Annotated in this window: 18 protein-coding genes; 5 read left to right on the top strand and 13 right to left on the bottom strand. The window is 68.7% G+C overall.

Going from position 1 to position 13298, the window contains the following annotated elements; all coding sequences use genetic code 11:
• Nucleotides 1-123: 123 nt before the first annotated feature.
• The 13 genes from NNJEOMEG_RS08040 to NNJEOMEG_RS07980 all read right to left on the bottom strand — a co-directional run bounded on the left by NNJEOMEG_RS08040 (nucleotide 124) and on the right by NNJEOMEG_RS07980 (nucleotide 9581).
• Complete coding sequence (locus NNJEOMEG_RS08040; protein ID WP_173083158.1) at nucleotides 124-519, bottom strand: response regulator; 396 nt, start codon at nucleotides 517-519, stop codon at nucleotides 124-126.
• 37 nt (nucleotides 520-556) lie between these two features.
• Nucleotides 557-1369, bottom strand: coding sequence for an amidohydrolase family protein (locus NNJEOMEG_RS08035; RefSeq protein WP_173083156.1), 813 nt, complete (start codon nucleotides 1367-1369; stop codon nucleotides 557-559).
• The gene (locus NNJEOMEG_RS08030) at nucleotides 1366-1794 is read right to left on the bottom strand and encodes an acyl-CoA thioesterase (RefSeq protein WP_235956880.1); all 429 of its coding nucleotides are present in this window, start codon (nucleotides 1792-1794) and stop codon (nucleotides 1366-1368) included. Before NNJEOMEG_RS08030 ends, NNJEOMEG_RS08035 begins: the two co-directional genes overlap by 4 nt.
• Nucleotides 1791-2999, bottom strand: coding sequence for a 2,3-bisphosphoglycerate-independent phosphoglycerate mutase (gene apgM, locus NNJEOMEG_RS08025; protein ID WP_173083154.1), 1209 nt, complete (start codon nucleotides 2997-2999; stop codon nucleotides 1791-1793). Before apgM ends, NNJEOMEG_RS08030 begins: the two co-directional genes overlap by 4 nt.
• A gap of 92 nt (nucleotides 3000-3091) precedes the next feature.
• Nucleotides 3092-3979 carry a universal stress protein gene (locus NNJEOMEG_RS08020; protein WP_173083152.1) on the bottom strand — a complete coding sequence of 296 codons (888 nt, stop codon included), beginning with the start codon at nucleotides 3977-3979 and terminating at the stop codon, nucleotides 3092-3094.
• A 31-nt stretch (nucleotides 3980-4010) separates the two neighbouring features.
• A complete protein-coding gene (locus NNJEOMEG_RS08015; protein WP_173083150.1) occupies nucleotides 4011-4199 on the bottom strand; it encodes a ferredoxin in 189 nt (62 codons plus the stop codon).
• A 93-nt stretch (nucleotides 4200-4292) separates the two neighbouring features.
• A complete protein-coding gene (locus tag NNJEOMEG_RS08010; protein ID WP_173083148.1) occupies nucleotides 4293-4460 on the bottom strand; it encodes a flagellar biosynthesis anti-sigma factor FlgM in 168 nt (55 codons plus the stop codon).
• A gap of 131 nt (nucleotides 4461-4591) precedes the next feature.
• Entirely contained in the window at nucleotides 4592-6532 is a 1941-nt protein-coding gene (locus NNJEOMEG_RS08005; protein WP_173083146.1) for an ATP-binding protein, read from the bottom strand.
• Nucleotides 6532-6966, bottom strand: a complete 435-nt coding sequence (locus NNJEOMEG_RS08000; protein WP_173083138.1) for an MOSC domain-containing protein — start codon at nucleotides 6964-6966, stop codon at nucleotides 6532-6534. The genes NNJEOMEG_RS08005 and NNJEOMEG_RS08000 overlap by 1 nt, the downstream gene beginning before the upstream one ends.
• Nucleotides 6967-6994: 28 nt before the next feature.
• A complete protein-coding gene (locus tag NNJEOMEG_RS07995) occupies nucleotides 6995-7408 on the bottom strand; it encodes a hypothetical protein (protein WP_173083136.1) in 414 nt (137 codons plus the stop codon).
• Between the two features lie 176 nt (nucleotides 7409-7584).
• Nucleotides 7585-8541, bottom strand: a complete 957-nt coding sequence (locus NNJEOMEG_RS07990) for a patatin-like phospholipase family protein (RefSeq protein WP_173083134.1) — start codon at nucleotides 8539-8541, stop codon at nucleotides 7585-7587.
• Nucleotides 8534-8878: an STAS domain-containing protein gene (locus NNJEOMEG_RS07985; RefSeq protein WP_173083132.1), complete on the bottom strand. Its 345-nt coding sequence runs from the start codon at nucleotides 8876-8878 to the stop codon at nucleotides 8534-8536. The genes NNJEOMEG_RS07990 and NNJEOMEG_RS07985 overlap by 8 nt, the downstream gene beginning before the upstream one ends.
• Before the next feature lie 307 nt (nucleotides 8879-9185).
• On the bottom strand, nucleotides 9186-9581 hold the full coding sequence (locus NNJEOMEG_RS07980) for a Ros/MucR family transcriptional regulator (RefSeq protein ID WP_173083130.1): 396 nt from the start codon (nucleotides 9579-9581) through the stop codon (nucleotides 9186-9188).
• 347 nt (nucleotides 9582-9928) lie between these two features.
• Here NNJEOMEG_RS07980 and NNJEOMEG_RS07975 point away from each other — a divergent pair, with 347 nt between their 5' ends.
• The 5 genes from NNJEOMEG_RS07975 (at nucleotide 9929) to NNJEOMEG_RS07955 (ending at nucleotide 13181) form a co-directional block, all read left to right on the top strand.
• A complete protein-coding gene (locus NNJEOMEG_RS07975; protein ID WP_173083128.1) occupies nucleotides 9929-10576 on the top strand; it encodes a riboflavin synthase in 648 nt (215 codons plus the stop codon).
• 105 nt (nucleotides 10577-10681) lie between these two features.
• Nucleotides 10682-11899: a bifunctional 3,4-dihydroxy-2-butanone-4-phosphate synthase/GTP cyclohydrolase II gene (locus tag NNJEOMEG_RS07970; RefSeq protein WP_173083126.1), complete on the top strand. Its 1218-nt coding sequence runs from the start codon at nucleotides 10682-10684 to the stop codon at nucleotides 11897-11899.
• A 10-nt stretch (nucleotides 11900-11909) separates the two neighbouring features.
• Complete coding sequence (gene ribH / locus NNJEOMEG_RS07965) at nucleotides 11910-12380, top strand: 6,7-dimethyl-8-ribityllumazine synthase (protein WP_173083124.1); 471 nt, start codon at nucleotides 11910-11912, stop codon at nucleotides 12378-12380.
• Entirely contained in the window at nucleotides 12380-12841 is a 462-nt protein-coding gene (gene nusB, locus NNJEOMEG_RS07960) for a transcription antitermination factor NusB (RefSeq protein WP_173083122.1), read from the top strand. The genes ribH and nusB overlap by 1 nt, the downstream gene beginning before the upstream one ends.
• Before the next feature lie 10 nt (nucleotides 12842-12851).
• Nucleotides 12852-13181 (top strand): hypothetical protein, encoded by a 330-nt coding sequence (locus tag NNJEOMEG_RS07955; RefSeq protein ID WP_173083120.1) that lies wholly within the window; start codon nucleotides 12852-12854, stop codon nucleotides 13179-13181.
• Nucleotides 13182-13298: the final 117 nt, after the last annotated feature.

The following is a 13298-nucleotide window of genomic DNA, read 5'->3' as shown; positions in this document are numbered from 1 at the left end:
GGCCAACTGATAGTGCAAATGAGAGTCGATGTCAATCGGGAGGGGGGCGCGAAAAGCATGCGTCGCCTGTCCCGAGCGGTCCGGTAGCCCCGGGAGGTGAACCCGGGGAGCGATGGGGTCGGATCAGGCCAGGCCCAGTTGGGCCATGTGCGCGCGCAGATCGGCCATGCGCACCGGCTTGACCAGGTAGCCCGTGGCCAGGCCCTTGAAGAAGGCGTCGCAGACGTTGCGCTGGTCGTCGTGGGCGGTGATCACCAGGGTGGGGACTTCCCGGCCGGGAGGCACGCCCAGGGCCTTCTCCAGGGAGCGGATGGCCTTGAGGGCCTGCTGGCCGTCCATGACGGGCATCTCCAGGTCCAGGAGCACCAGGTCGTAGGGCTCGCCTTCCTTGTGGGCGAGTTCGAAGGCGGCGACGGCCTCCTGGCCGTTGACGGCCACGTCGGTCTGGCAGAGGTCGCGCAGGGAGCGCTGCATGAGCAGGCGATGGGCGATTTCGTCTTCCACGAGCAGTACGCGCACGGCGCTCCTCCGTCGGTCGTCCAGTATGGAATGCACTTTATGATGCGGGGGCCTGCTTGTCAAAAGGGCGGAAGAGCGATTCCCCCGCGCCGAGAAGCAGTTCCAGGCGGGCGTCGGAGAGCCTGAGGCGCGCCTGGAGCGCGGCGATCTCCTCGCCCGGGTCGAAAAGGGGGTAGTCGGAGCCAAAGAGCACGCGTTCCGCCGGGTGGCGGTCCAGGATGGCCGCCAGGAGCGCGTCGTCGATGAAGGGCAGGGTGGAGGAGGTGTCCACGTAGACCTCGCTGCCCGCCAGGTGCTCCAGGGCCTCGACCCAGTGCAGGTAGCCCCCCAGGTGGGCGGCGATCACGGTCAGGCCCGGAAAGTCCCGGTGGATGGCGGCCAGTTTGGCCGGGCAGGAGGGGTTCTGGTGGGGCGGCAGCCGGTCGCCCACGTGGAACATGGCCGTGAAGCGCCCGCGCATGGCCTCCAGTATGGGGCGCAGGGCCGGGTCGTCCAGGCGGAAGCCCTGGAAGTCGGCGTGGATCTTGATGCCCTGGATGCCCGCGCGTTCCAGGCGGTCCAGCTCGTCCTCGTAGCCGGGGAAGCCTGGGTGCATGGTGCCGAAGGGGATCAGGCGGGGCATGGTCCGGGCCATCTCGATGGCCCAGTTGTTGGCCGGGATCACCTGTGCGGGGGCCGTTGCCGCCGCGTGCACGGCGGCGCGGTCCAGGCCCGCGCGGTCCAGGCGTTCCAGGAGGTCGCCCGCCTCGCCCGTGCCCACGGGCCGGATGCCGTAGTGGCTTTCGAGCTGTACGAGGACCTTCTGGGCGATCTTGGGATGGAAGGCGTGGGTGTGGATGTCGAGGGTCACCGGGCGCAGAGTTCCTTGAGCCAGGACGGCACGGCCACGGGTTTGCCCGTGGGGTCCGTGCAGGCGTGCTGGGTTTGCCCCAGGCAGAGGAGCCGGGACGTTTCGGGGGGGCCGTAAACCTGGTAGGCGAAGGTGACGGAGGCGCGGCCCCAGACGCTGACGCCCGCGCGAACGGCCACCTCCTCGTCGTAGCGGGCCGGGGCCAGGTAGCGCACGGCCATCTCGCGCACGGGCAGCAGGAAGCCCCGGCGCTCCACCTCGGCGTAGGAGAGCCCGCGTTCGCGCAGGAAGAGGCCCCGGGCGCGCTCGAACCAGTGGGGGTAGTTGCCGTAGTAGACCACACCCATGGCGTCGGTTTCGCCGTAGCTCACGTGGAGGCGGAAGACCGCCTCGGGCGAGGGGAAGGGCTCGCCGGGGCGGATCACGAGGCCTCCGAGGCCCGGGCCAGGGCCCACGCCAAGAGTTCGTGGCCCGGTTCGATGCACAGCCCTCTCGCGGCGGCCTGGGCCTCGCTGAAGCGCTCCGAGCCGTTGGGGTTCAACCCCGGGGCGTGCAGCAGGAAGGGCACGGGGTCGTCCACGTGGGTGCGTTTGGCCAGGGGCGTCAGGTGGTCGCAGGTGATGAGGCACACGGCCTCGGGGAAGGCCTGGGTGAGGGGGGCCACCACGCGGGCGTCGAAGCGGGCGATGGCTTCGGCCTTGCAGGCGGCGTCTCCGCCGTGGCCGCACTCGTCGGGGCCTTCCAGGTGCACGAACACGAAGTCGCCGTGCTCCAGGAATCGGCCCGCGGCGGCCACCTTGCCTTCGTAGTCGGTGTCGAGCAGGCCCGTGGCTCCTGGCACGTCGAGCACCTCCATGCCCGCCGCGCGGCCCAGGCCCCGGATGAGGTCCACGGCCGAGACCACCGCGCCCTTGAGCCCGAAGGCCGCCTCGAAGGAGGGCAGGGTCAGGGTGCGGCCCTGGCCCCAGGGCCAGACGGCGTTGGCCTTGGTGGCGTTGTCCGGGCCTTCCAGCAGGCGCGCGGCGCAGCGCGTGAGGCTCCAGAGAAGGGGCGATGCGCCGATGGTCTCCAGGTCCCGGGCGATGGACTGGCCGGTGATGTCGTGGGGCGGGCGCACGGCGAGCCTGGCCTCGGGCGCTTGGGCCGCGCCGCGCTGCACGAGCAGGTGGCGGTACTGCACGCCGGGGTGGAGGGCGAAGGGACTGTAGGCGTCGGAGCAGCGGGCGCACTCCTGGTCCAGGCGGCGCACCAGGGGCACGGCGTCGGGCGTGGCGATGTGCCCGGCGGAGTAGTCGAGCATGGTCCCGGAGGCGTCGAAGCGCGAGACGCTCACCAGGTTGAGCCGCCAGACCAGGTCGTCGGGTTCCAGTTTCAGGCCCTGGGCGGCGGCCTCGATGGGGCCGCGCCCGGTGTGGTGGCGGGCCGGGTCGAAGCCCAGCAGGGCCATGTTGGCCACGTCGGAGCCCGGGGGCATGCCTGGGGGGATGGTGCGGGCCGTTCCCGTGACGCCCGAGGCGGCCAGGGCGTCCATCACCGGGGTTTCGGCGGCCTCCATGGCCGTGCCGCCGTCGATCTCGCCGGGCCAGCCGCCCATGCCGTCCGCCACCAGGAAAAGGACTTTGCGTTTCATTGCGGGTGCTCCCGGCGGCAGGAGTGGCCGTTTTCCCGGGAAATGTCAAAACCCTGGCCGCGCCGGGAGGGGGTTCCCCCCGGCGCGGCGGTCTATTTGGAGATCCAGAGGGCGGCCCCTTCGAGCTTGCGCAGGAGCGTCAGGCTCGTGGAGCCGAAGATGTTGGACAGGGTGTCGGGCTTGTCGGCGGAGCGGCCCACGGCCACGGCGGCGTACTCGCCGCGTTCGGCCTCCTTGAGGATCAGCCCGGCCGCGTCCTTGGAGGATTTGACCAGGTAGTCGATGCGCTCCTCGCTGATGCCGTTTTGCAGGAGCACCTCGCCGGTGCGGGCCATGATCTGCTCCACGCGCTCGCCCTCGGGCAGTCCCAGGGCGCGGTTGTGGAAGATGGTCACGGAGTGTTCGGGCTCGTCGCGCAGGATGAAGCCCACGTGGTCGGCCACGCGCAGGGCCTGCTCGGAGCCGTCGGCGCACAGCAGCACGTTGCGGCGGTGGCGCGCCGGGTTGCGGCAGACCCACAGGGGGAAGGTGATGGACTCCCAGAGCAGGCGGTGGGTGATGGAATCGTCGAAGATCTCGTCGAACCAGGAAAGGCCCCTTCGACCCAGGACCACGGCGTCGTAGAGGCCGCGTTCGGCCTCGGCCGCGATGTCCTTGACCGTGCCCAGCTTGGCCGGGGCGCTCTTGAGCTCCACCCGGTTCGCGGGGAAGCCCATGTCCAGGAGCCAGTCCCTGGCGGCGGCCAGAGCCGGGGGCGGCTGGCGGCAGCTCTGCCCGAAGGCCGGGTCCTGCCCGGGCTGGCAGTAGGGGGAGAGGCTCTCCTGAAATTCGCGTCCCGGGGCGGGCCTGGGCGAGACGTAGAAGAGGGTGAGCCGCGCCAGGTCGGTGCGGGCGAAGAAGCTGAAGACGAAGCGCAGCCCGAAGAGGGCGTTGACGTCTTCCGAGATGGTCACCAGCAGGTGTTTTTCGAGGGGCTGCATGGCGCTCCTTGCTGCGGCCGCGCGGGCGGCGCTAGTCCTGCCAGTGGATGCACTCGGCCGGGCAGGTGTCCATGGCCTCCTGGATGCACTCCTCGCCGCCGGTGGCGCTTTCGAGTTCCTGGGCCTTGCCGTCGTCGTTCATCTCGAAGGCGGCGGGGCAGATCTGCACGCAGGATTCGCAGGAGATGCATTCGTCCTGGTCGACATGGGGTCTGGGCATGGCGTTCCTCTCTTGTGGGAAGCGGATGGTTGCCGCGATGTTCCAGAACTAAAGCGGATGGAGGCGGGAAAGTCAAGCCGAGGGGGGGAGGCGTCAGGGAGCGGTCTTGAGCATGTTGTAGAGGATCTCGCGACCGTCCACGCGGTAGCGTCCCATCTGCACGAGGCGCTTGATTTCGGCGACGCGCGCGGCCCGTTCCTCGGGGCTTTCCGAGGGGAGGTCCTGGCGCTGGCCGGCGTTTGTGGGGTCTTTGAGTTCCATGGTGTCACCTGATGTTAAGCACGCAAACCATATCGGCCCCTGGGCCGGGGGCTTTAGTGCCTCGGGGGGGGAACCCGTGTGGGGGGCGGCGCAACCCCTTGCCTTGGTATGGAAACTTTTTTCAGGCCTTCTCAGGCCACGCTGGGAGGTGTCGGGGGAGCCGGGTCGAGCGGCAGCTTGAGGACGAAGATTGAGCCCTGGCCCGGTGCGGATTCCACTTCCAGGCTGCCCCGGTGGTTCTGCGCGATGATGAAGTAGCTCACCGAAAGGCCAAGGCCTGTGCCCTCTCCCAGGGGTTTGGTGGTGAAGAAGGGCTCGAAGACGCGCCGACGCACGGCCTCGTCCATGCCGGGGCCGTTGTCGCGGATGGTGAGCACGGCCATGCCGTTCTCCTGGCGGGTGGCGATGTGCAGGGCGGGCTCCGGGCGGTCGTCCTTCTGGCCGCACATGGCCTGGGCGGCGTTCTGGAGGATGTTCAACACCACCTGCTCCACTTCCTGGGGGGAGCAGGGCACGGGGGGGAGCGCCGGGTCGTAGTCGCGGGTGATGCGGATGCGCCGGAAGTCGAAGTTCTTTTTCATGTTGTAGTCGTTTTGGGCCAGCTCCAGGGCGGAGTCCAGAATCTGCGCGAGGTGCTGGGGCTCGTGGCGCGGCTGGCCCCTGCGGGCGAACTTGAGCATGTTGCGCACGATGCGCGCGGCGCGTTCGCCCGAGGTGCGCAGGGCCTCCAGGAGCATGGGGGCCTGGCGCGCCTGAAGGTAGCGCTCCAGGGCCTCCAGGGTGATGCCCGCCTCGCGCGCGGCGCGTTCGTTGGCGGCAAGTTCCCTGCCGAGGCGGCGCTCCAGGGTCTGGGCGTTCTGGAGCATGCCCGCCAGGGGATTGTTGATCTCGTGGGCCATGCCCGCCGCCAGGCTGCCCAGGGAGGCCATCTTCTCGGACTGGACCAGGAATTCCTCCATGCGGGCCAGTTCCGTCACGTCGTCCAGGCGCAGCACCGCGCCGCGTCCGGCTTCGCCACGGAGCGGGTAGACCGAGAGGTCCACGTGCAGCGTCTGGCCGTCCCTCTCCATGCGCAGCCGCCTGAGCGTGAGGGGCGCGCCCTGGGCGACGGCATCGCGCAGTTCCTGTTCCAGGTGCGTGAGGTCCGGCAGCACCTCCAGCAGGGGGCGGGAGAAGGCCTGGGCCGGGTCCACCCCGGCGAAGGAGGAGGCCGTGGCGTTGCAATGGGTGACGCCAAGGTCCTGGGAAAGGCCCACGATCATGGAGGGCATGGAGTCCAGGATGTTGCGCAGGGCGGCGCGGGTGGCGCGCAGCTGGGTCTCGGCTTCCTGGCGCAGGCGCACCTCCTGGCGCAGGTGTTCGTTGGCCTGGCGCAGTTCGGCCACCGAGGCGGAGAGCCCCGCGCGCATGGACTCCATGGCCCAGGCCAGGCGGTCCAGCTCGTCGGGACCGGAGGGGCCGGGCGGCGGGCGGTCCAGGACCAGGGGTTTGTCCAGGCCGCTCAGGGTGAGCCCGGCGGCGTGCACGGCCATGCGCCGGAGGTGCCGGGCCACGAGGGAGTAGAACAGGAAGAGGAGGGCGCCGGCCAGGAGCATGGTCCGGGTGGTCTCCAGGGCCGCGGCGCGCAGGGCGTCGGACTCTATGCGCTCGCGCCCGGCGTCGAGGCCCAGCACCAGGCGCAGCTGTCCCACGTCGCGGGCGACGCCCCGGAACTCGTAGCGCAGGGGGTAGGCGCGCTCCAGACGCTCGCGGCTTTCCTCGCGCCCGGCGGAGGCAAGCACCGCGCCCTCGCTCGTTACCTCGGCCAGCTCCACGTCAGGGAGGCGGTGCAGGCCGTCGAGCTGCATGCGCAGGGACTGTTGGTCCATGTGCCAGATGGCGTTGGAGAGGGTGTCCAGGTTCACCTGGCCCACCTGGACCAGGAGGGCCTGCTTTTCGGCCAGGAAGTCCTTGCGGCTGGACCACAGGCCCAGGCCCGAAAGCACCGCGGCCACGGAAAGCGAGAAGAGGAAGACCCACTTGGCCAGACGCCAGGAGAGGCCCTGGAAGATCGAGGCGCGCCCGGCGGGCATCAGGATTTGACGCGCCGCACGCCGTCTCCGGGGCGCACGGCCCCTCCCTGGAGCACGCGGGCGAAGAGCCCCTGGCGGGGCATGATGCAATCGCCCACGATGCGGCGGATCTCGCAGCCCTGGTGGCACTCCTTGCCGATCTGGGTGATCTCCAGAACCGCGTCCGGCCCCACGCCGATGCGGTCGCCCAGGGCCAGGCCCAGGGCGTCGAGCCCCTCCACGGCGAGGTTTTCGGCGAAGGAACCGGGGCCGATGGTGGGCAGTTGCAGGCGCATGCCCTCCATGGCGCCGAAGTCCAGCAGGCTCACCTGGCGGTGGCTTCCGGCGTGGGCGTCCCCGGCCACGCCGTGTTCCGCCACCAGTTCCACGGATTCAACGGGGGCCTTCTTGGCCCCCTTCCTGTCGCTCACGCTGACGGCCCTGACGACGGCCATACAAGCCTCCACGCGGGTCGCTGCCTGGCTAGTCCAGCTTTTCCATGGGGTAGTGATCGTCGCGGCCCGGCCAGATCATGAACACCTTGCCGTCTTTGGCGTAGAAGACCACGCCGTCGACGCCGGAGGTCATGCGGGAGCCGTCGATGGAGAAGCTGGCCCAGCCCTTGAAAGAGTTCTTCTTGTGGGAGTCGTAGTAGTAATAGACGGCGTACTTGTCGCCCTTCTTCACCAGACAGTACTGAAAGAGCCAGGGCCGCTCCAGGTTGCCGGGCTGGGGCCTGCGCCAGTGGCCCATGAGCGCGGGGTCGGGCGGGGCGGACACGGTGGCGTACTGGGTGGGCGTGCCGGCCACGTCCTCCGGGGCGATGGAGCGGATGCCCGTGCAGGACGCAACCAGAATCAGCGCGGTCAGGACGATCCAGGACAGCTTCAGGCGCATGGCAGCCTCCGGGGTTTCGGGCGCTTGCGCCCGGTTTTCATCCCATTTAGGGCGAAGATAGCCGGATTGTCCGGCCGTGTCATCCGGGGTTTTCCCCTCCTCCTCGTGCCGCGCCCCGGCGGATGCCGCCCGGGAGGGCCGCCCGGGCGCATCCCCGCGCGGAAGGCCGCGCCCCGTCAGTCCCCGGAGGGGTGACCCGCGCGCGCGCCGGGCGGGTCGGGCTCCTGGAGCAGGGGCTCGGCGGAGACGCGGCGGCTTTTGGCCGCCACGGCGTCCAGGATGGACCCGCGCATGCGCTCCAGGGCCTTCGTTCCCGCCTCGAGAATGGACGAAAAATCCTCCCCGGCCTCAAGCCCAGCGCGCTTGCGCGGCCGGGCCAGCACCACCACCAGTTCCTCGCCCGAGCTCTGCAGCGTCTGGAACATCTGGGCGCGCAGCATGGACTTGCGGAACGAGCGGATCACGTTGAGGTAGGATTCGCCTAGGCCCGCTGGCAGGGACGCGAAGTCGTCCTGGGCGTAGACGGCCACCACCACGTCCATGCCCCGGCGCGCGGCCTCCAGGGTGGGCAGGGGCTGGGTGTAGGAGCCGTCGGCCAGCCACTGCTCGCCGCGCACCAGGGGCGGCGTGAGGGGAAAGGGGTTGCCCGCGGCGTAGACGGCCTCGGCCAGGGAGCCCTGGTCCAGGGCCACGGACTCGCCGGTGCGCACGTCGGTGGCGGTGAGCACGGTCCGGGTGGACAGGTTCTCCAGCTGAAGGCCCCGGAAGACGCGGGCGTACACTCCGCGCAGGCGCGCGGAGTCTGCCAGGCCCGTCTCGGCGTTCACGCGGGGCGTCTGGCCCTGGTTGAGGAAGAGGGCCGCCGCCGGATCGAGTTCGGTGAAGAGGCGCTTGTCGCCCATGGCCCGGAAGGCCTCCTCCACCTGGGCCAGGTCGAACCCGGCCCCGGCCAGGGCGGCGATGAAGGCCCCGCCGCCCGCGCCCACCAGCAGATCCGGCCCCAGGCCCTGTTCGCGCAGGAACTGGAACACCGGGATGGCCGCGAAGGCGCGCAGGCCCTCGGAGCCCATCACCAGACCCACGTGGGGGCGTCCGGCGTGCGCGGCCGGGGCGGGAGGCGTCCGGTCAGCCACGGCGGGCCGCCCGGAAGGCCGCCTGGGGGCTCTCCGCCACGGTGAACACCTGGAAGAGGCCCGAGATGTCGAAGAGGTCGCGCACCAGGCCGCCCAGGCCGCAGAAGGCCAGGGACACGCCCCGTGCGCGGGCTTTCTGGCCCAGGGAGACAAGGGCGCGCAGCCCTTCGCTGGAGAGGTAGTCCAGCCGGGCCAGGTCCAGGACGAGGCAGGATGCCCCGGCCGCGTCGAGCAGACCCTGGGAGCGGGCCTCGAAGGAAGCCACGCCTTCATGGTCGAGCCTGCCGGAGAGCGAGGCCAGGAGCCCCTGGTCCAGGGTCTGGAGGGAGAAGTCCATGACTCATGCTAGATGTCGGGGGCTTCCGGGTCAAGGCCTGTCGGCGGGGGGGGGGGGGGGGCCGGTCGCGGCAAGACCCGGGATGGGGTGCGTGGGGGGACGCGCCGCACACGAAGCGGCCGCGGACCCGGCGCGGTGCGGGACGCGCTGGGCGGCTCCGGGCGGGGTGCTTTCGCGCGGCGGGGCGCGCTGGGCAGCCGGACGGGCGCGGGCGTCGCGCGTTCCGGCCTTGCAAACAACACCGCCCCCGGGGCCTCTGGCCTGGGGGCGGTGCTGTGGGTGATGGAAGCAGCCCGGTGGTGCGGGCTTATTTCGCCTTCTTGCGCTTTTCCCAGAGCTTCATGTCCTTCATCTTGGTGCGGCGCTCGCGCTGGAGGGACTTGCTCACCAGGGGCGTTCCCTTCTTGTAGCCGTACTTGGCCCTGTATTCGTCGGCGGTGACGCCGTGGGTGGCCAAGTGCTTCTTGGTGAGGATCTTGAAGGTCTTTCCGCACTCCAGGCAGGTGACGGACTTTTCCTTGATGGCCTTCTTCGGGTCGGTGGCGGGGCCTGCGCCCTCCTCCACAACGGGAGCGCCTTCGCTGATGCCGCGGATGCCCTCCGCGACCTTCTTGACCATGGAGGTGATTTCCTCTTCGGTCATGTTGCGAACGCTTGCTTGAGCCTTGACGATTTCCAATGCTTCCTTGAGATAGTCGTCCATGTGGTTCTCCTGAAAAACGCGGGTGGTGTCCCGACGCGATACACGAACGCGCCGCGCCGTGTAAATATCGGCCACGTACTTTTTCTCCTTTAGGTTGAAAAAAAGCCACTGTTGCGCACTGTATCGGAGGCGTCCGCGGAGCGCTTCCGGGGCGATGCGGCAAGCATCTTTGCGCTGTGTTTCTAGAAACCGGAACCACGGCGCGGCCCGCGCCGGACGCGCAGTGCCGGGCAGTGGCGATGCCCGGGATATGCGTTGCCGCCCCGACGCGATGCGTCGCGCCGGACGTTTTGACAAAGCGTCCCGGAGGGTGCACTAGAAGGCGCAGAGCGGATCGGGAGGATGCCATGTTCACGGGTCTGGTGCAGGGTACGGGAAAGGTCACGGCGCTCACGCGCAGGGGCGCGCAGATGCGCCTCGGGGTGCGCGCGGACTTCGACCTGCCCCGGATCGTGCTGGGCGAATCCATCGCGGTCAACGGCGTGTGCCTCACCGTGGAGGAGGCCGCGTCCAACGCCTTCTTCGCCTACGCCTCGGCCGAGACCATGGAGAAGACCAACCTGGGCGAGTTGGCCATGGGCTCGCTGGTGAACCTGGAGCGCGCCCTGGCCCTGGGCGACCGCCTGGGCGGACACCTGGTGAGCGGCCACGTGGACTGTCTGGCCCGCGTGGAGTCCTCCGCTCCCGCCGGGGAGAGCGTCCGCTACACGCTCGCGTTCCCCGAGCGTTTCGGCGTGTTCGTGGTGGAGAAGGGCTCGGTCTGCCTGGACGGCGTGAGCCTCACCGTGAACGCCTGCGGGCAGGACTGGCTCAGCGTGAACGTCATCCCCGCCACCCAGGCCGAGACCACCATCGACGGCTGGTGCGCCGGTCGCGCCGTGAACATGGAGTGCGACCTCATCGGCAAATATGTGGCCCGCATGCTCGAACCCTTCGCCGCCAAGTCCAAACCGTCCGCCATCACAGAGGAATTTCTGAGAAATCACGGATTCTGAGTCGGCAATTCCTCCTCCTCGCGGGCGCTTGCCCTTTTTCGGGTTCCGCACTACTGATTCGCGTTCAGGCGATCGCGCCCGCGACCGCTTCAGGAGGACCGTCCCATGCCCCTTTGCACCACCGAGGAAGCCATCGAGGAGATCCGCCAGGGCAAAATGATCATCCTGGTGGACGACGAAGACCGCGAGAACGAGGGCGACCTGACCATCGCCGCCGAAAAGGTCACCCCCGAAATCATCAATTTCATGGCCGTGCACGGACGCGGGCTCATCTGCCTGCCCATGTCGCCGGAGTGGACCGACAAGCTCAAGCTGCCGCTCATGACCGACCAGAACCAGTCCCAGTTCGGGACCGGGTTCACCGTGTCCATCGAGGCGCGCGTGGGCGTCACCACCGGCATCTCGGCCTACGACCGCGCCACCACCATCCTTACGGCCGTGGCCGACGGCGTGAAGGCCGAGGACGTGGTCTCCCCGGGCCACATCTTCCCCCTGCGCGCCCGCTCGGGCGGCGTGCTGGAGCGCGCCGGCCAGACCGAAGGCAGCGTGGACCTCTCCCGTCTGGCGGGCCTCAAACCCTGCGCCGTGATCTGCGAGATCATGCGCGACGACGGCAACATGGCCCGCATGCCGGACCTGGTGGAGTTCGCCAAGAAGCACGGCCTCAAGATCGCCTCCATCGCCGACCTCATCCGCTACCGCATGCGCTTCGGCCACCTGGCCGTGAACAAGGTCGCGGAGGCCGCCCTGCCCACCTGCTACGGCGAGGGCTTCCGCGTCATCGCCTTCGAGACCAGCGGGCCCAACCCCAAGACCCATCTGGCCATCGTCAAGGGCGAAATCGTCCCCGGCGAGCCCATCCTGGTGCGCGTGCACTCCGAGTGCCTCACCGGCGACGTGCTGGGCAGCCTGCGCTGCGACTGCGGCGGGCAGCTCCAGCAGGCCCTGCGCGCCATCGACCGCGAAGGCAAGGGCGTGGCCCTCTACATGCGCCAGGAAGGGCGCGGCATCGGCCTGGCCAACAAGATCAAGGCCTACGCCCTCCAGGACCAGGGCCTGGACACCGTGGAGGCCAACCGCAAGCTGGGCTTCAAGGCCGACCTGCGCGACTACGGCATCGGCGCGCAGATGCTGGTGGCCCTGGGCGTCACCAAGATGCGCCTGCTCACCAACAACCCCAAGAAGATTGTGGGGCTCGAAGGCTACGGCCTGGAAGTGGTGGAGCGCGTGCCCATCGAGATGAACGCCTGCGTGGAAAACTTCGACTACCTGCTCACCAAGAAAGAGAAGATGGGCCACATGCTCAACCTGGAGACCAAGTAAGGAACCCGCCATGACCCAGATCCGCACCATCGAAGGCCAGATGACGGCCAAGGGCCTCAAGTTCGCCATCCTGGCCTCGCGCTTCAACGACACCATCGTGGACCGCCTGGTGGGCGGCGCGGTGGACTACCTCGCCCGCCACGGGGCCGATCGCGAGGACATCACCCTCGTGCGCGTGCCCGGGGCCTTCGAGATGCCCCTGGCCGCCAAGAAGCTCTGCGCCTCGGGCAAGTACGCCGCCGTGGTCTGTCTGGGCGCGGTGATCAGGGGCCACACCCCCCACTTCGACTTCGTGGCCGGGGAGTGCACCAAGGGCCTGGCCATGGTCAGCCTGGAGACCGGCGTGCCCGTTGGCTTCGGCCTTTTGACCACCGACAACCTGGAGCAGGCCATCGAGCGCGCCGGAACCAAGGCCGGCAACAAGGGCGTGGAAGCCGCTTCCGCCGCCCTGGAGCTGGTGCGGGTCCTGGAGCAGCTCTAGTGTCGGGCCCCCGCACGCCCAGGCGTCGCGCCCGCCGCCGCGCCTTCCAGATCCTCTACGGCTTCGACTTCGAGCCCCCCGTCAGCGACAGGGGGCTCCTCAAGGCCGTGCAGAACGCCCCCGAGGACCCCGGGCTCCCCGAAGAGCCCGGCGACGGCTACGCCCAGGAACTGGTCAAGGGCGCGTGGAACGCCCGGGAGGAGCTGGACAAGCTCATCTCCAAACACGCCCAGAACTGGAAGATCGCCCGCATCGCCAAGGTGGAGCTGACCATCCTGCGCCTGGGCGTCTACGAGATGCTCCACGTGGAGGACATTCCCCTGCGCGTGGCCCTCAACGAGGCCGTGGAGCTGGCCAAGGAGTTCGGCGACGAGAACTCGCCCGGTTTCGTCAACGGCGTGCTCGACGCCGTGGCCAAGGCCGTGGACCAGGGGAAGGCGGGAGCAGAGAAGAAACTGTAGGAGAGATCTTATGGCCAAGAAGTCAGTGTTCCTCTCGTATGACTTTGAATTCGGAGGAGATGTCGAATCGCTTTACGAATGGCTGGACGAGAAAGGCGCGAGGGAGTGCGTGAATGGCCTGGCTTTTTTTCCTTACGAATTCAGTGGCAACCTGCTTGACAGCCTCAGGAAAGATATCTCCAAGGCAGTGAAACTTTCCAAGAAAGATCGGCTGTATGTCGTGTTCAAAGAGTCGAGCTCGGGCAAGATGAAAGGTGATTTCCTGTTCGGGGCCAGAAAGAAGGCCCCGTGGGCGGGTTATGCAGTTGAGAGCAAAGAATATGAAGATGTTGATGCATGAAGAGGGCGTTGGTAGACTCATGCTTTTGGATAGGGCTGTGCGACTCGGGTGACGAGTGGCACAGCACTTCTCTGGATGTGTTCAGTGAGTTGGTGGAGGAGGGTTTCGAGATAATTG

The sequence above is a fragment of the Fundidesulfovibrio magnetotacticus genome (genome assembly GCF_013019105.1).
In the GTDB taxonomy this organism is placed as follows: domain Bacteria; phylum Desulfobacterota; class Desulfovibrionia; order Desulfovibrionales; family Desulfovibrionaceae; genus Fundidesulfovibrio; species Fundidesulfovibrio magnetotacticus.
This window is presented reverse-complemented; position numbering and strand designations above follow the sequence as displayed.